Consider the following 17547-nt stretch of genomic DNA (forward strand, 5'->3'; position numbering starts at 1 on the left):
CACCAGCACCACCCTGTGGGCTGCGAGATCGACTGACCGACAGCTAGAAGAAACTGGCTCTAGAACTGCCTGGACCGGCTATCGGGGACCTGCCACATAGGTCAGCAGCAGGCCGACGAAGCTCATCACGCCCAGCAGCAGGGTCGGACCGGCGAAGCGACGCGAGGCAAGGACCGCGAAATCGACCTTCTCGGCTGCGGCGGGTGCGGTGGTCGCGACCGGCCGAGCAGGGACGACGGGGATTCCGGTGCGCGCCGAGACCGCCTCCGTGTCGGCGAGACGACCGCGGGTGGCGAGCCATTGCGGCGACTCGGGCATCCGCAGCAGCGCGAGGGGCAGCAACGTGACGAGGGGCAGTGCGCCGACCCAGAACAGTCCGCGCCAGCCGACGTGGTCGGCGAGCACCATCGCCAGGATCGTGGCGAGCACGCCGCCGGCCGGAACACCGCTGTAGACGATGGCGTTGAACAGATTCTTCTTCGCGGGCGGCGCGAACTCGGCGACCATCGCGCCGGCGGTGGCGACCAGGCCGCCGATTCCGATGCCGGTCACGAACCGCAGGATGCCGAACGAGGTCAGATTGGTGGCGAGGGCTGTCGCACCCATGCCGACCGAGAACCAGATGATGTTGAACAGCATCATCCGTCGGCGACCGACCCGGTCACCGACCGCGCCGGCCAGCAGCGCGCCGATCATCACCCCGATGAGTGCGTACGAACCCAACGCCCCGGCGGTGGCGGGGGTGAGCTGACCGAGCTGGGTCGGGTCGTCGAGCAGGGTGGGTAGGACGGTGCCGTAGACGACGACGTCGTAGCCGTCGAACACGATGGCGATGGTCGCGAGTGCGACGACCCAGAGCACGCTCCTGCGATGCTCCGGTGATGTCCAGGTGGATGAGATCATGCGGGCCGTCCCTTCCGCGATGGTGTGCCGGGAGACATCCTGAGTGAGAAGTGGGGTCGGTCACATCGGAGATATGCCCAGAGCCGACCCATCCGGGATTGATCGTGACCGGTGATCAATCGAGCATGCGGAACGTACGGGTGGCTTCGACTCGGCTCGTCGCTGCGCTCCTCACCGGCTCAACCAGCGGAGGCGGCGGCTCGGGCGGTGGGGGGCTCAACCAGCGGAGGGGGGCTCGACCGGCGGAGGGTGTGGCCGCGAACGGGGGTCCGAGCGGTCAGTTCTGTGAGCGACTCCGCTTCAGCAGTTCCTGGACGCTGATCTGGCCGTCGTCACCGGTTTCGTCGGACCGGGCGTGCCGGTCGGTACGCGGACGACGGCGACGGCTCGACTCGTCGGCCGGGCGATCCTGCTCACCCGAGGCGGGACCGGCGTCGGGCCGCGCGGCGGCCGGGGTCGCATCGGCGCTGATTCCGCGCTCCATCGGCGACGGGCCGTTGCTGCGACGACTCCGAGACGACGGGGTCGAGGTCTCCGGGCTGACCGAGGCGGCCAGGGGGCGACGACCGGTCTCGTCGAGGGCGGGCCGGCGTCCGAGCGGTGAGCGCTGGCCGGTCGGCTCCGGCGTCGGCCGGGCGGTTCCGGGATTCGGACGCCCGCCGGTCTCCGGCACCCGTGGTGGGGCGGACGGGGGAGTGACCGTCGGACGGTCCCCGTTCCCCGGGTGAGGTGCGGCGTCGCCGAGTCGGATGCCACCCTCGCCGAGGCTCCAGCCGCCGGTGTCGGGACGATCACCCTTCGACACGGTGGAGCGGCGGTAGGGCGTCGCGGGACGGCGTCCGGCCGGTTCGGGGGCCCGGGCACCGGGCACGGGCGTCGGTCCGACGCGCGCCGGCGGAGTGCGCGGCGGGGTCGGCGCAGTACCCGGGCGGCCGGTGGTGGTCGGCGGCGGACCCGAGGGGGACGGCGGAGTCGGGGTGGGCCCGGAACCGGTGCGCTGGTCGGGGGCCTGACCCGCCGGGCGGCCGTTGGTGAGCGGTCGGTCCGGGGCGGGCCGCGCCGGTGCGGCGGGGCGGCCGACGGCGGCCGGGACACGACCCCGGGCGGGAACCGCTCCGGCGGCGACCGGTTGTCTGCGTGCCGCGGCCATCACCGAGGTCGGCGCCTCGGCCACCACGGTGCCCGCACTCATCGGACGGGCGCCGGCACCGGCGTCGCGCTGTTCGTCGGGTTCGTCGTCGAGGACGGTCTCGCCGAGGCCGATCTTGCGCTGGACCACGCGCATCCACCGCGGTGCCCACCAGCAGTCGTCCCCGAGCAGCTTCATCACCGACGGGACGAGCAACATGCGGATCACCGTGGCGTCCAGGATCAGCGCGGCGATCATGCCGAAGGCGATGTACTTCATCATCACGATCTCGGACAGGCTGAACGCGCCGGTGACCACGACCAGGATCGCGGCGGCCGCGGTGATGATGCCGCCGGTGTGCGCGGTGCCGCTGCGGATCGCCTCGGTGGTGCTCGCGCCCTTCTGTCTGGCCTCGACCATGCGGGAGAGCAGGAACACCTCGTAGTCGGTCGAGAGGCCGAACACGATGGCGATGATCAGCACGAGCACCGCTGCGAACAGCGGGCCGGGGGTGAAGTTGGCCAGTTCGGCGCCGTGACCGTCGACGAAGATCCACGTCAGGATGCCGAGCGTGGCACCGAGACCCAGGGCCGTCATGAGCGCGGCCTTGATCGGCAGGACGATCGAGCCGAACTGCAGGAACATCAGCAGGCCGGTGATGAGGACGAGCATGACCGCCATCAGCGGGAGCCGTTGCATCAGCGCGTCGATCGAGTCCTGGGTGAGGGCCGGGGTACCCGAGACGTACATCGTGAGGCCCTCGGTGTCGATCGCGCGCAACTGCTCGATCGCCTGGGCGGCGGTGTTCCGGTCCTGGAGACCGGCCGACACCTGGTAGACGCCCACGTTCGGATACCGCTCGGCGTCGAAGGACCCGAAGTCGGACTTGTCGGCGTCGCTGAACTTGTTGGTGAAGCCGGGGACCGCGTCGGCGCGTTGCGCGATGGCGTCGAGCTTGTTCTGGTCGGCCTGGCTCGACTCGTCGTAGATGATGACGAGTTTGATGGCCTCGGTTCGCTCGCTCGGGAAGTATTCGTCGAACTTCTCCTGCGCGACCCGGTTGGGGTTGTCCGGCGGCAGGAACTTCTCGCTGATCCCGCCGAACTGGATGCTGCCGAACGGGATGATCAGCGCGAGCAACAGGAGCACGGTGGGAACCGCGGTCTTGACCGGGTGCTTCATCACCCACGTCGCGAGTCGGCCCCAGAAGCCGTTCTCGACTTCCTGGCTGGTCTTCATGCGACCGCTGAATCGGTTCTGGATGGCTGCGGCGCGCTCCTCGCCGGAGAAGCGCCGGGCCAGCGGAACGGCGGTGTACTTCATGACCGTGCTGATCGACAGCATGTTCACGCGGGGTCCGAGGATGCCCAGGATCGCCGGGAGGACGGTGATCGACAGGATCGCGGCGAGGGACACCGATGCGATCGCGCCGTAGGCGACGGATTTGAGGAACCCCTGCGGCATGATCAGCAGACACGCCAGGGCGGCGACGATGATCGTCGCGGAGAAGACCACCGTCTGACCGGCGGTCATCACGGTTCTTCGGACCGCGGCCTTGGTCGAATAACCCTCACCGAGTTCCTCGCGGAAACGCGACACGATGAACAGGCCGTAGTCGATCGCGATGCCGAGACCGATCAGCGTGACCACCGACTGCGCGAAGATGTTGAGCTCGGTGGTGAGCGCGAGGATCTTCATGATGCCCAGCGATCCGGCGATGGTCAGGCCACCGATCAGGACGGGCAGGCAGGCGGCGACGACGCCGCCGAACACGAAGAACAGCATGATCGCCACCAGCGGCAGCGCGAGGACCTCGGCGCGGTGGATGTCCTTGTCCATGCCCTCGGCCATCGATCCGGCGACCGGTTGCAGGCCGGCGAGTTCGAAGGTCGTACCGGGTAGATCGAAGCGTTCGGGGATGTCCTCGAAGAACGGTTCGATGGTCTTGTAGTTGTTGAGGACCGTCGTGTCGTCGTTGCCGGCGACGCCGATGCTGATGAAGGCGTGTCTGCCGTCCTCGGTGAACAGCCGCTCCTGCAGCGTGCTCTGCGCGGGCTGGACGAGGAACGGGTCGTACAGACCGGGATCGGCGCGTCCGACGATGTCGGGGTGCGTCGCGATGAGGTCCTCGACGAACGTCTCGACCTTCGCGCCAAACGCCTTGTCGTCGACGCGGGTGCCCTCCGGTGGGGTGACCAGCAGGATGATGTCGGACGTGTGGTCGCGCCCCAGCGCCTGGTCGGCGTAGCGCGCACCGGTGTCGGACTCCGACGTCGGATCGAACCAGCCGCTCTGACTGAGGTGCTTGCCGAGATCGAGACCGTACAGCCCGAGTCCGGCCATCATCGCGATGAGCACCGCGATGACGAGGAAGCGCATTCGGTAGACGAATGTGCCGATGAACCGGAACACGCGATGTCCTTTCGTGTACGACTGGGCGGGCCTGTTCGGCGCCGTCGTCTCGGGGCGCCGGTGGCGATTCTGTCAGTTTCCGGAAAGATCCTGACAGTGTTGCCTGAGTGATCCCTGAGGCGTGGGCCTCGGGGTCACGCGCGGGCACACCCGCATCGGCGTCGGATGCCGGGTCGCGGACCGCCGCCCGACGACCCCGGCAGGGCCACGACGCCGCAGGTCAGCGCAACAGTGCGCTGAGCGGGCGGAAGGGTGTGAGCCAGGCGCCCTCGTCGGGCAGGGAGTCCAGGCCGATGCGTGGCAGCGGCTCGCGGAACACGCCGGGGATGTCCTCGAGATCGATGAACTCCAGTTCTTCTTCGGTGCTCAGTGCCCAGCTGGCGTGTTCGCGGAACCCGATGACGGTGACGGGTACCCCGTCGCCGACCACCTCGAGCAGCGGTTCGCGGAATGCCTGACCGTCGGCGGACGCCACGATCACGCCGGCTAGTCCAACAGTGTGCCTGCGAAGTTCGATGTGGTCGAGCATGTCGGAGTCGACGTCGCTGTCGTCGGACAGCTTCGGCTTGGCGAACACGGCGAAACCGACATTACGGAGAGCGTCCACCCACGGCCGGACGACGTCGGCGCTACCAGGGGCTATGTTGGTGAACACGGTGGCCTCGGGCTCGATCGCGCCGCCTCCGTCGGTGAGAGCGGACACATCTGCGGTCCGCTGCAGCAGCCACCGGCCCAGGGCGTCGAACCGGGGACGGTGCGCGGCGGTGGGGCGTCCGCCGAGCAGGGCGCCGAGGCCCATGTCCATGTTGGGTGCGTCCCACACCAGCAGCATGCGGCGCGTCCCCGTCTGGCCGGAGATGGTGTCGGCGAAGCCGGTCGGGCTGTGGTCACTCATGGCGGGCTCCCGTCGGGGTGTCGCCGGTCGAGGTGGCCGGCGGGATGGGCCGCGTGTAGACGAACTCGCTGACGTAGCGGCCCTCGCGCTCCGCGCGTCCCTCGAACTTCGTCGTCGGCCGCTGCAGCGAGATCGGCGACTCCCGCGTCAACTGCACGACGTGGGGGCGGTCGGCGTCCTGGGTGGCGAGCGCCTCCGCGATCCACTCCGCATAACCGGCGTGATCGGTCGCGATGTGCAGCACCCCGCCCGGGACGAGCCGGTCCGCGATCAGTTCCAGTGTGCCGGTCTGGACGAAGCGTCGCTTGTGGTGACGCGATTTGGGCCACGGGTCGGGGAAGAACAGCCGCACACCGGTGAGGCTCGACGACGGGATGAGCTCGGTGAGGACGATGGCCGCGTCGCCGCGGATCAGGCGGACGTTGGTCAGGCCGTTGCGGTCGACGAGGCCGAGGAGCTGGGCCAGGCCCGGCTTGTAGACCTCGACGGCCACGACGTCGACATCCGGTTCGGCCTCGGCCATCGCGGCGGTCGAGATGCCGGTACCGCTGCCGATCTCGAGGACCTTCGGGGCCTCGCGTCCGAACAGTTCGGTGAGGTCGAGTTGCGGCTCGGGGACCCGCTCAGGTCCGATCTCGAGGTCGCGGCCCAGCACCGGCCACAGGGTCTCCCAGTTGCGCTGCTGACCGGTCGTCAGCGTGCCGCGGCGGAAGCGGAAGCTCGTCACGCGGGGGTACAACCGGGACCTGTCGGGGCTGTTGTTCACGCGTCCATCGTTGCGCATCGTGTCGTCGCGGCGAAGTCGCGGGGGAATGGCGGCCCGGACGGCAGCGGTGCGGACGCGGACCCGTCCGGCCCCGCGAGGGGATGTGGAGCTGTCTCCGCCGTTCGCCCGGATCCCGATTATTCTCGGCCCTGTCGCGGTTCACGTGCGCCGATGCCCGGGGTGGCGGTGCGGTGGACGCGGGTCGTGGGAGGCGCAGGGGTCGGATGGCGAGGAGGCTGCGGTGGGGGCACCGGTGAACGGTGGTCGGCGTGGCGTGCCCGTCGGGAACGAGTTGTGGATGGCCGCCGAGCAGGGACGACTCGTCGACCTCGTCGACCCGGTGTCGCCGCTCGTGCCCGTCCTGGCCGGCGCGGGCCGGCGTTTCCTCCGTCCGTTGCACGTCCAGGTCGTCGGCCGGCCCGGGACCGGTCGGGACACGATGGCCCGTGCGCTGCGAGAACGACTGTCGCTCACCGTGATCGGGCCCGGTGAGGACGAGCAGGGGGCCGCCGACACCGATCTGTGGATTCTGGTCCTGGCGGGGCCGCCGCGGCGCGCCGACCGCGAACTCTTCGCGTCCCTCCCGGCCGACCGTCTGCTCGTGGTGCTGGGGAAGGCCGACACGCACGGCGACTGGGATGCGGCGGTCGGGGTCGCGGCGTCGTGTGCCGCGCGTCTGGACACGCCTGTGTACCCGGTCTCGCAGTTGCTGGCCTGCGCCGACCTCGACGACGCCGAGTTCGCCGCGCTGGCGACGATGGCGGCCGCGGGCGTCGGCATGCCGTCGATGGCCGGCCGGTTCCTCGTGGGACGTCCGGGTTCCGACGAACGGCTGATGCGGCAGGGGTTGCTGCGCCGGCTCGACGCCTTCGGCATCGACACCGCGCTCGCGCTCATCGAGTCCCGTTCCGCTGTGGCCGCGAACGCCGAGGCCCTGAGCCGGGCGCTCCGCGACGCCAGCGGCGTTCCTGATCTCGCGGGACCGATCGGGGAGCGGGTCGACCGGATTCGACAGTGGCGTGAGGTCGAGGTGCGTGCCCGGTTGGAGGAGGCGGCCGCGGCGGGCGTCGACCGCGCCGGTGCCGAGCGACTTCTGGCCGGGGCAGGAGCGGGCGCATGACCGACACGGCACTCGCCGCCGCGCGGGAGCTGACCGGCTTCGACGCCGTCGGGGTCGACGCGGGCACCGACGTGCTGGTCGTCGGGACCGACGGAGTGGGCGTCCGCACGCTGGTCGAGGCCTGCCGGGCGCTCGCCCCGGACCTCGACATCGTCGCCCGCGGCGGGCGCTCGGGTGCGCCGGCCGGTGCGGCGGTCGTGGTCGTCGACCCGTCGTCGTCGGTCGGTGAGGAGGAACGTCTCCTCGTCGAGCAGATGCGCGCGCAGGTCGGGACCGTGGCGATCGTGTGCACGAAGATCGACGCGTTCTGGGAGTGGCCGCGGACCGTGCGCGCCCACCGGGCCGTCCTCGACCCGTTCGCGACGCTGCCGCTGTTCGGGGTGTCGGCGGTCGCGGCCCTCGAGGGTGCGGTGGACGAGTCGGGGATCGACGCCCTCGTGGAGTGGCTGCGTGAGACGACTGACGCGCCGGGCGTACTCCGCGCCGAGCGGGCACGGCTGGCGGCGGGCCTCGGGGCGGTCGAACACCTCCTCGGCGCGCCGACGAGCGGCGCCGACGAGGCGGCGTCCGCACAGGTTGCCGTCGACGATCTCCTGGCCATGCGTCGCGAACTGGTCGCCGCACGTGACCGCGGACGCCCGGACCGGTTGGCGGCGGTACGCGCCGGACTCGCGCGCGTCCGATCGCAGACGTCGGCGGAACTGCACGCCGGAGTGCGCGATCTGGCGGCGTCCGCCGCCGGCCACGCTCCCGCCGCGAATTCCGCATACGGCGCCTGGGTCCGTACCGGCTGGGCCGCCCTCGCCGACGGCGTCCGTCGTCGCGCCGACGAGCGCGTCGACGCGGTCCGGTCGACCGCCCTGGTGGGCCTGGACGCGGAGCCGTCGGCCGACGAGAACTGGCCCGCGGTACCCCTCCACACCGAGCGGTCGAGCGGCCGGGCGCGGCGCGCAGGCGCCGAAGACGCGTTGGTGGTCGTCCTCGGGGCCTCGACCGGTCTGGGTGTGGGACGCCTCGTCGTCGCACCGATGGAGTCGGTCCAGACGTTGCAGTGGGTCAGCATGCCGCTCGCCCTGATCCTCGGAGTCGCGGTCGCGGCGTGGGTGATCCGTGTCCGGCGCAGTGCTGCGGAGCGTTCCGATCGCGAGGCACGCACCGCCGAGCTCCTCGCCGAGGCGCGGGCGACACTCGATCACCAGCTCGCCCTGCGCGTCACCGCGGCCGAGACCCGGATCGCCGGCCAGATCGCCCGGGCGCACGAACGCCGTAACCGAGAGGTGGCGGCCGACGTCGCGCGCCTCGACGAGCAGATCCGCCGACTGCGCAGCGGGGTCGGCGTCCGCGACGCTCGAACCCGTCGCGAGCGCGCGGCGGAGATCCGCCGTGAGTTGGTGGCGCGGTCGGAATCGCTCTGGGCGGTCGTCTCCCGCACCGACGACCCGGGTGAGGAATCCGACGATCCGGCGGGACGTCGGGACGACCGAGGGCATGACGACGGAACGGCCGGGGTCGCCCGGGCCGGCCACGACGACGGGAAGCAGTGATCTCGATGGACCCGATGTTCCCCGACGACCTTCCGGACCCGGCCCGCCCGGAGGAGGCCTCGCTGTTCGGCGCGGCCGAGGGCGCCGACCCGCACTCGGTCGACTCGGTGGCCGCACTGCACGAGACACCGGCGTCCGACGATCTCGACGATCACTTGTGGATGCACGACGACGGCCGGATCTGGGATCTCGGACCCGCCGAGGTGGACACCGACAACGACGGCATCAACGATTCGCTCACCCGCAACGGGCCCGACGGGTTTACGGTGTACACGGACAGCGATCGGGACGGGCAGGTCGACAAGATCACCGAGATCGGTGCGGACGGCGAGTTCCGTTCCGCGGTTCTCGACCCGGATACCGGCCAGTGGATCTCCGGCGGATCGGGACGAATCGGCTGACACGTGACCGGCGCCCGACCCGGCCCGTTCCGCGCCGAGACCGAGCGCGTGCGATCACCAGGGACTTTTGTCACCTGTCCGTCGGGCGTGGGATAGACCGCACCTGGCGAACCCCGTGACCTAGCGCCCGCTCGGTGGACGTATCCTTGACCGCGAGACGACCTGACAGGTGGCCATTCAAGCGGCCACCACCTCGGAGGAGGCCCCAACGATGACCGCAGCCACCATTCCCGGACTGGACCCGAGTAGCGCTCCGACGAAGCACGCGGGACTGCTGGCCTGGGTGGCCGAGGTCGCCGAGCTGACCCAGCCCGACCGGGTGGTGTGGTCCGACGGCAGTGACGAGGAGTGGGAGCGCCTGACCGCCGACCTCGTGCAGGCCGGCACCCTGGTGAAGCTGAACGAGGAGAAGAAGCCGAACTCCTTCCTCGCCAACTCCGACCCCGCCGACGTGGCCCGCGTGGAGTCGCGGACCTACATCTGCTCGGAGAAGGAAGAGGACGCCGGCCCGACCAACAACTGGGTCGATCCCGCCGAGATGCGTTCGACGATGACCGAGCTCTACCGCGGCAGCATGCGCGGCCGCACGATGTTCGTCATCCCGTTCTGCATGGGCCCGCTGGACTCCGACGATCCCAAGCTCGGTGTCGAGATCACCGACTCCGAGTACGTCGTGCTGTCGATGAAGATCATGACCCGCGTCGGCCCCCGCGTCCTGGAGATCCTGGGCGAGGACGGCTTCTTCGTTAAGGCGCTGCACTCCGTCGGTGCGCCCCTCGAGGACGGCCAGGCCGACGTGCCGTGGCCCTGCAACACCGAGAAGTACATCACCCACTTCCCCGAGACCCGCGAGATCTGGTCGTTCGGATCGGGTTACGGCGGCAACGCGCTGCTCGGAAAGAAGTGCTATGCCCTGCGCATCGCCTCGGTCATCGCCCGCGACGAGGGGTGGATGGCCGAGCACATGCTGATCCTCAAGCTGACCAGCCCGGCGAACAAGGTGTACTACATCGCCGCGGCGTTCCCGAGTGCCTGTGGCAAGACCAACCTTGCGATGCTCCAGCCGACGATCCCCGGCTGGAAGGCCGAGACCGTGGGCGACGACATCGCCTGGATGCGCTTCGGCGAGGACGGCCGGCTGTACGCGATCAATCCCGAATTCGGTTTCTTCGGTGTCGCTCCCGGTACCAGCTACGACTCGAACCCGAACGCGATGAAGACCATCGAGGCCGGAAACACCCTCTACACCAACGTCGCCCGCACCGACGACGGCGACATCTGGTGGGAGGACATCGACGGCCCGGCGCCCGCGCACCTCACCGATTGGCTCGGCAACGACTGGACGCCGGAGTCCGATCACAAGGCCGCGCACCCGAATTCGCGCTACTGCACCCCGATCTCGCAGTGCCCGTCGCTGGCCGACGAGTGGGATGACCCGAAGGGCGTGCCGATCTCGGCGATCCTGTTCGGCGGTCGCCGCAAGACCACGGTGCCGCTGGTGACCGAGGCCCGCGACTGGCAGACCGGTGTCTTCATGGGTGCCACCGTGGGCTCCGAGCAGACCGCCGCGGCCGAGGGCAAGGTCGGCACCGTGCGCCGCGACCCGATGGCGATGCTGCCGTTCATGGGCTACCACGTCGGCGACTACCTGCAGCACTGGGTGAACATCGGCAAGAACGCCGACGAGTCGAAGCTGCCGAAGGTGTTCTACGTCAACTGGTTCCGTCGGGGCGACGACAAGCGCTTCCTGTGGCCCGGATTCGGCGAGAACAGCCGCGTGCTGAAGTGGATCATCGAGCGCATCGAGGGTGAGGCCGAGGGTGTCGAGACCCCCATCGGCATCGTCGCGAAGCCGGAGTCGATCGACGTCAGCGGTCTGGACGTGCCTGCGGAGGACGTCGCGGAGGCGCTCGCCTTCAATCCCGACGAGTGGCGCGAGGAGATCCCGTCCATCGAGGAGCTGTTCGACTTCGTCGGCGAGAAGCTGCCGAGCTCGTTGCGCGACGAGCTCGACGGTCTGAAGCAGCGCCTGGCCTGACGCGGCCTTGCTGCGCGGTTCCGGGGCTGAACGTACGGATGGGTCTGAAGTGACGGTTGAGGTATCGTGCCCCTCATGAAACTACGTCTGTGGGGCGCCTCGGTCGCCGCTGCCTGCGCGCTGGGACTGGCGTCGTCGGTCGCGGTCCAACCGGCTTCGGCGACACCGTCTTCCGGGGCCGGGGTCACGGCGTTCTTCACGGATTCGACGACGATCGGGAACGGGCTTCCCACCGTCAACCGGATCTCCGGCATCGATCGGACCGGTAACGGCAACTACGTGATGATCGCCGAGGACGTGCTCCCGGCTCGCTTCTTCACGGCGTCGATCGGGTACACCTCCGTCACCGCGTCCTTCACCGGGCAGCCGCGGATCAACGGCGGCGGCACGGTCCTCGGCCCGTGGTTCCTCCCGTTGCTGCCCGGACAGGCCCAGTTCGAGGGCATCCGTCAGTCCGCGGGCGGTTACACCGTCGTCAGCGGCGGCAACAACCAGTTCGTCCGGCAGATCGGGCCCATCGGACAGGTCCTCCGCGACCTGCCGCTCCCGTCGGTGTGGCGCCCGTCGTCGAAGTCGGGTCTGGCAGGTCAGCGCGGACTCACCGGCGTGGCTGTCGGACCCCAGGGTCAGGTCAGCGTCCTGACCGCCGGCGGACTCCGGCAGGACGCCGCACGATCGGCCCGTCTGCTGACCTTCGGCAAGACCAATCGCGAGTTCGTCTATCGCACCGACGCCAACAAGGTGGCCGCCGATGTGCTGGCCATCAATTCGACGGACTTTCTCGTGCTCGAACGTGGCCCGGGCAAGCTGTCGAACATCTTCTGGACGACGACCCGGGGCGCCACCTCGGTGACGAACAAGAAGAAGCTGAGCGGACGCGAGAAGGCGATGACCAAGCGTCGGATCTTCTCGACCACCGCGACGCCGCACCTGCTCACCGGCAACATGTCGGGACTCGCCTGGGGTAACTGGCATCCCGACAACCCGTTCGCGAAGACCCGTACCCGCACCCTTCTCGTGGTGTCGGACAACGTCGGATCGCCCAACCGCCTCCACTCGTTCGAGGTCCAGATCCCGAAGTAGAGGCCGCAGCAGTGCCCAACGTCACTGCCGTCAGGGTGGGGTCAGGGTGTTACCTGATGGCCAACCGACGCAGGATTTGGCACCGTTGAGGGCATGACGACGACTGATGTGGCCGCTCGAGACGACGGTGGCGATGATTTTGGGACGCCGAAGCACGCGGTTGCTGCCGGGGCAGACAACCTTTCCAAGCGGTACGGCGTCGGCGACACCGCCGTCGAGGCCCTGAAGAACGTCTCCATCTCGTTCCGGGAGGGCGAGTTCACCGCCATCATGGGGCCATCGGGGTCGGGCAAATCCACCCTGATGCACTGCCTCGCCGGTCTCGACGTCGCGAGCGACGGCAAGGTGTTCATCGGCGACACCGATCTCACCGCGTTGTCGGACAAGGCGATGACGATGCTGCGTCGCGACCGCATCGGCTTCGTGTTCCAGGCGTTCAACCTCGTGCCGACGCTGACGGCCAAGGAGAACATCACACTGCCGGTCGACATCGCCGGCCGCACCGTCGACACCGAGTGGTTCGACGCCGTGGTGGCCCGGCTCGGGATCACCGACCGGCTCGGACATCTGCCGAGTGAACTGTCCGGTGGTCAGCAGCAGCGCGTGGCCTGTGCCCGTGCGCTGATCGGCAAGCCGTCGATCATCTTCGGCGACGAGCCGACGGGCAACCTGGACTCCCGCTCCTCGGGCGAGGTTCTCTCGATCCTGCGGGCGGCGACCGACGAGTTCAAGCAGACCGTCGTCATCGTGACCCACGATCCGCGCGCGGCGTCGTACGCCGATCGAGTGGTGTTCCTGGCCGACGGCCAGATCGTGCAGGAGCTGTCCCGGCCGTCGGCCGACGATGTCTTCGAGGTCATGAAGAACCTCGACAACGTTCCTGCGCCCGACACCGCCGAAGCGCTCTGAGCCGTGGCGTCCTCCACGGTGATGCGCCGGGTCTCGCTACGGAACCTGCGCGCCCACAAGCTCCGGCTGTTCCTCACCCTCTTCTCGATCGTCCTCGGCACCTCGTTCGTGGCCGGGTCCATCGTGTTCACCGGGTCCATCTCGAAGGCCTTCAACGACATCTTCGACAGTGCGGCGCAGGGTGTCGCGGTCGAGGTGACCCCGGCCGACCGGCAGTCGCCGGGTGTGCCGAACACGATCGTGGACCAGCTCCGCGACCAGCGTGCCCAGTTCGGCATCGACAAACTCGTCGTCAACAACAACGGCCTGGTCACGGTCGCCGACTCCGACGGCAAGGCCATCCAGACCGGTGGCGCTCCGAGCGTGGGCAGCACTTACATCCCGCCGGCGGAGGCGCTGGACCCGGACGAGTCGCGGATTCTGCCGGGTGGACGCGGCCCCGAGAACGCCGGCGAGATCGTCTTGAACACCTCGGCGGCCGAGGCCGCGGGGCTGAAGGTCGGGTCGAAGACGAAGATCGTCGTCGGGCAGGGCAACTCGGAGCCGCTCGAGGTCACCGTCGTCGGCCTCGTCGACGCGCCCAGCTCGACGGGTGGTTACGTGAACGCCCAGTTCGACGCCGCGACGTCGGCCCGCCTGTTCACCGACGGTGAGCACGTCGGCGTCGTCGACATGTCGGCCGTCGCCGGGGTCACCCCGGAACAGTTGCAGGAACGGATCATCTCCGCGCTCGGCGCCGACGCCGATCTCTACGACGTCCGCACCGGCGACCAGGTCCGCGAGGACCAGAAGGCGCAGGTCAACGAGTTCCTGCAGATCTTCCAGTACATTCTGCTGGCGTTCGCCGCGATCGGTCTGGTCGTCGGCACGTTCATCATCTACAACACCTTCTCGATGATCGTCGCGCAGCGGAACCGTGAGTTCGCGCTTCTCCGGGCGGTCGGCGCGAGCCAGCGCCAGGTGTCGCGGTCGGTGCTGTTCGAGGCCTTCGTCGTGGGCGTCCTCGGCGGTGCGCTCGGCCTCGCCATCGGCATCGGGCTGGCCGCCGCGCTGAAGGCGATCACGAGCGCCACGTCGGGCCTGCCCGACGGTGAGCTGGCCGTGGGTCCGGACGCGATCCTCGCCGGCATCCTGGTCGGCGTCGTGGTGACGATGATCAGCGCGTGGGTGCCGGCGGCTCGAGCCGCACGGGTGCCGCCGGTCGAGGCGATGCGTGCGTCGGCCGCCGAGGGGTCGGCCTCGTTGCGCAATCGCACGATCCTCGGCGCGGTCATCGGCGTCGCGTCGATCGCCGCGATCGTCATCGGCGCGATGGGCGAGGGGACCGGCCCGGCGGTCACGGTCGGTGCCGGCGCCGCGGGTGCCGTCCTGTCGGCCGTCCTCATCGGCCCGGCGATCGCCCGCCCGTTCGTCGGCGCGCTCGGCCGGGTCATCGGCGCGCCCTTCGGCATGATCGGGCGTCTGGCGCGGACCAACGCCGTCCGCAACCCGCGGCGTTCTGCCGCAACGGCCTTCGCACTCACCCTCGGACTGATGCTGGTCGCGATCATCGGCACCCTGGGTCAGTCGTTCAAGGGCACCGTCGACGATGCCGTGGACACCGGTATCACCGCCGACTACATCGTGGCGGGCACCAACCAGTCGTCGCTGCCACCCGCGGTGACCGAGGCGATCGACGGTGTGCCCGGCGTCGCCGACGTGGTGTCGTTCGGCATCGTCCAGGCCAAGGTCGACGGCAGATCGGAGACCGGGTTCTCCGCCCTGGGCGGACCGCTGAACAGCGTGACCGTGATGGACATGCAGGACGGCGCGTCGTCGGATCTGCCCGCCGACGGGATGCTCATCAGCGAGCGGACCGGTAAGTCCAACGGCTGGAAGCGCGGCGACGTGGTCACGTTCACCTCCGCGACCGGGGAGCAGGTCCAGGTCCCGATCGCCGGCGTCTACGCGGACAACGAAGCGCTGCAACCGTGGGTCGTGGGTCCGGACGTCTACGAGAAACTGGTCCCGCCTTTCGCGCGGGTCAATGTCACGCTCTTCGTGAACGCCGCGCCGGGCACCGACCTCGAGACCCTGCGTACCGATCTGGAGAATGCGACGTCGGACTACCTGACGGTGCAGATCCAGGACCGGGATCAGTTCAAGGGCCAGATCTCGTCGCAGATCGATCAGATGCTCGGCACGCTGTACGCGATGCTCGGGCTGGCACTGCTGATCGCGGTGCTCGGCATCATCAACACGCTTGCGCTGTCGGTGGTCGAACGCAAACGCGAGATCGGGATGTTGCGCGCGATCGGCATGATCCGAGCCCAGGTGCGACGCTCGATCTACCTCGAGTCGGTGCTGATCTCGATCTTCGGCGCAGTGCTGGGTGTGCTCCTCGGGACCGTCATCGGCGTCGCGTTGGTACGCACGCTCGCCGAGTGGGGCCTGGGCGCGCCGGTGATCCCGTGGTCGCTCATCGCGATCACGCTGATCGCGTCAGCGGTGGTCGGGGTGCTGGCCGCGTTGTGGCCGGCCGTCCGCGCGGCGCGCACCGGACCGCTCGAGGCGATCGCCGACATCTGACGCAGGTTCGTGGTGGTCGGGTCCGGGATCGGTCCGGGATGACAGAATCGTCCGCATGACCCGACCACCAGAGGGTGATCCCAACGATCCGCGGAACGATCCGCCGGAGACCCGTCAGTTCGATCCGGACTTCGACCCGTCGGCACCGCCGTCGCAGGCCTACACCGAGCAGCCGTATCCGGGTCCCTACACGGAACCGCACCAGGCCGGTCAGCCCTATCCGGGTCCGTACACCGAACCGCATCAGCCGGGACAGCCGTATCCGGGTCCCTACACCGAACCCCAGTATGGCGACCCCCAGTACACCGGCGGGTCGCCTTACGGTGCCTCGCCCTACGACGCGCCGGCCGGTGGTGAACCGCCCCGCGGTTCCGGGTCGAAGGGCCGGACCATCGGGCTGGCGCTGGTCGCCCTGATCGCGCTCGTGGTCCTGGGTCTCGTCGTCGTGCTGGTCACCCGCTCTGGCAACGGCGACTCCACCAGCGCGGCGTCATCGTCGACCACCGAATCGAGTGATCCGGCGACGACGAGCGAGACGACGTCGTCGAGCACCCCGACCACCGAGGAGACGACGTCGACCACGACGACGACTCAGCGCTCCGGGACCATCACCTACCAGCTGACCGGCAACGGGGACGTCGTCGCGCTGACGTTCACCCGCGGCCAGGGATCGCCGACGGTGATCCCGGCGATCGGCTCGCCGTGGTCCCAGCGGGTGCAGCTCGAGGGAACCCGCGCGAGCATGTCGGCCATCGTGATCCGCGGACCGGTGTCGTGCGCCATCCTCGCCGACGGTGAACAGCTGGCCGCCGCCACCAGTCAGGGCGGCACCCTCAACTGCACCGCGGACCTCGCCGCCGAGTAGTTCAGGCCGCTGGGTGCGGAGGTGGCTTCGACTCGGGGCTTCGCTTCGCTCAGTCCCGGCTCAACCAGCAGTGGGCTCAGCCAGACGCAACCGGACTCCGAGCACGTCAGCGTCGACGCAGGACGAGCACGAGGTTGGTGCCGAGGACGTCCCTGAGCACCGGCACGCGCATGACCCACCACATCCAGCGCGGGATGTAGCGGGGGAATGCCGCGACGAGGTCGGCGCGCCCGGCACCGGTCGCCGATCCGGCCCAGCGCAGCCCGTCGGCGGCGGAGACCGCGAACAGCGATGTGCCGTACAGGTTCTTGGGCGGGTGACCGTGGCGTCGGGTGTACAGCCGGGCCGCCCGATGGCCGCCGAGATAGTGCGTCAGGCCCATCTCGTGACCGCCGAACGGTCCCCACCAGAGTGTGTAGCTGATGATGACGATGCCGCCGGGACGCGTCACCCGCAGCATCTCGTCGGCCATCTCCCACGGCGTCGGGGTGTGCTCGACGACGTTCGACGACAGGCAGACGTCGACGCATCCGTCGGCGAAGGGCAGGGCCTGGCCGGAGCCGCGGACCGATCCGCGATGCTCGAGCCCACCGGCATGCATCTCGGCGGGATCGGGTTCGACGGAGACGTAGTGCGCGCCGCGGGCCCGGAAGGCGTCGGCGAAGTATCCGGGACCGCCGCCCACGTCGAGGACCACCGATCCGCCCATGTCGGGGACGAACGCCTCGACCATGTCCGCGGTGTCGCCGGCGAGCGCGCCGTAGAAGCGCGCGGGAACGGATTGTTCGTAGCGGAAGTCGTTCAGCAGTCCCGCGGCGCGTCGCAGGGTGGCGAGCCGGGCCATCCGTGCGCCGCCGGGAAGTGAAGTCGTCATCGTCGGGTCACTCTAGTGGGGTGTCTCGGCGACAGGTTCC

The 17547-nt window shown here is 69.5% G+C and carries 12 protein-coding genes and 1 pseudogene; 8 read left to right on the plus strand and 5 right to left on the minus strand.

Annotation, left to right across the window (positions count from 1 at the left end):
• Positions 1-96 precede the first annotated feature (96 nt).
• The 4 genes and pseudogenes from ACFUEJ_RS18360 to trmB form a co-directional block, all read right to left on the minus strand.
• A pseudogene (locus ACFUEJ_RS18360) lies at positions 97-903 on the minus strand (MFS transporter); the annotation flags it as partial.
• Positions 904-1180: 277 nt separating this feature from the next.
• The gene (locus ACFUEJ_RS18365) at positions 1181-4444 is read right to left on the minus strand and encodes an MMPL family transporter (protein WP_388031012.1); all 3264 of its coding nucleotides are present in this window, start codon (positions 4442-4444) and stop codon (positions 1181-1183) included.
• Positions 4445-4664: 220 nt separating this feature from the next.
• The gene (locus tag ACFUEJ_RS18370) at positions 4665-5339 is read right to left on the minus strand and encodes an NYN domain-containing protein (RefSeq protein ID WP_388031014.1); all 675 of its coding nucleotides are present in this window, start codon (positions 5337-5339) and stop codon (positions 4665-4667) included.
• Entirely contained in the window at positions 5332-6123 is a 792-nt protein-coding gene (gene trmB / locus ACFUEJ_RS18375) for a tRNA (guanosine(46)-N7)-methyltransferase TrmB (protein WP_058252240.1), read from the minus strand. The genes ACFUEJ_RS18370 and trmB overlap by 8 nt, the downstream gene beginning before the upstream one ends.
• 223 nt (positions 6124-6346) lie before the next feature.
• Here trmB and ACFUEJ_RS18380 point away from each other — a divergent pair, with 223 nt between their 5' ends.
• The 8 genes from ACFUEJ_RS18380 to ACFUEJ_RS18415 all read left to right on the plus strand — a co-directional run bounded on the left by ACFUEJ_RS18380 (position 6347) and on the right by ACFUEJ_RS18415 (position 16633).
• Entirely contained in the window at positions 6347-7225 is an 879-nt protein-coding gene (locus ACFUEJ_RS18380; RefSeq protein WP_280360256.1) for a hypothetical protein, read from the plus strand.
• Entirely contained in the window at positions 7222-8769 is a 1548-nt protein-coding gene (locus tag ACFUEJ_RS18385) for a hypothetical protein (protein ID WP_280360255.1), read from the plus strand. Before ACFUEJ_RS18380 ends, ACFUEJ_RS18385 begins: the two co-directional genes overlap by 4 nt.
• Positions 8770-8774: 5 nt before the next feature.
• Entirely contained in the window at positions 8775-9170 is a 396-nt protein-coding gene (locus ACFUEJ_RS18390; RefSeq protein WP_065630444.1) for a DUF6802 family protein, read from the plus strand.
• 211 nt (positions 9171-9381) lie between these two features.
• A complete protein-coding gene (locus ACFUEJ_RS18395) occupies positions 9382-11208 on the plus strand; it encodes a phosphoenolpyruvate carboxykinase (GTP) (RefSeq protein ID WP_137809622.1) in 1827 nt (608 codons plus the stop codon).
• Between the two features lie 75 nt (positions 11209-11283).
• On the plus strand, positions 11284-12291 hold the full coding sequence (locus ACFUEJ_RS18400; RefSeq protein ID WP_226511772.1) for an esterase-like activity of phytase family protein: 1008 nt from the start codon (positions 11284-11286) through the stop codon (positions 12289-12291).
• Between the two features lie 93 nt (positions 12292-12384).
• Positions 12385-13200 carry an ABC transporter ATP-binding protein gene (locus tag ACFUEJ_RS18405; protein ID WP_065630339.1) on the plus strand — a complete coding sequence of 272 codons (816 nt, stop codon included), beginning with the start codon at positions 12385-12387 and terminating at the stop codon, positions 13198-13200.
• Between the two features lie 21 nt (positions 13201-13221).
• Positions 13222-15768, plus strand: a complete 2547-nt coding sequence (locus tag ACFUEJ_RS18410; RefSeq protein ID WP_280361834.1) for an ABC transporter permease — start codon at positions 13222-13224, stop codon at positions 15766-15768.
• Positions 15769-15823: 55 nt separating this feature from the next.
• Entirely contained in the window at positions 15824-16633 is an 810-nt protein-coding gene (locus ACFUEJ_RS18415; RefSeq protein ID WP_280360254.1) for a hypothetical protein, read from the plus strand.
• Between the two features lie 106 nt (positions 16634-16739).
• Here ACFUEJ_RS18415 and ACFUEJ_RS18420 read toward each other — a convergent pair whose 3' ends face one another.
• A complete protein-coding gene (locus ACFUEJ_RS18420; RefSeq protein ID WP_280360253.1) occupies positions 16740-17507 on the minus strand; it encodes a class I SAM-dependent methyltransferase in 768 nt (255 codons plus the stop codon).
• Between the last annotated feature and the right edge of the window lie 40 nt (positions 17508-17547).

The sequence above is a fragment of the Gordonia sp. NPDC057258 genome, assembly GCF_042668985.1.
GTDB lineage: Bacteria > Actinomycetota > Actinomycetes > Mycobacteriales > Mycobacteriaceae > Gordonia > Gordonia hongkongensis.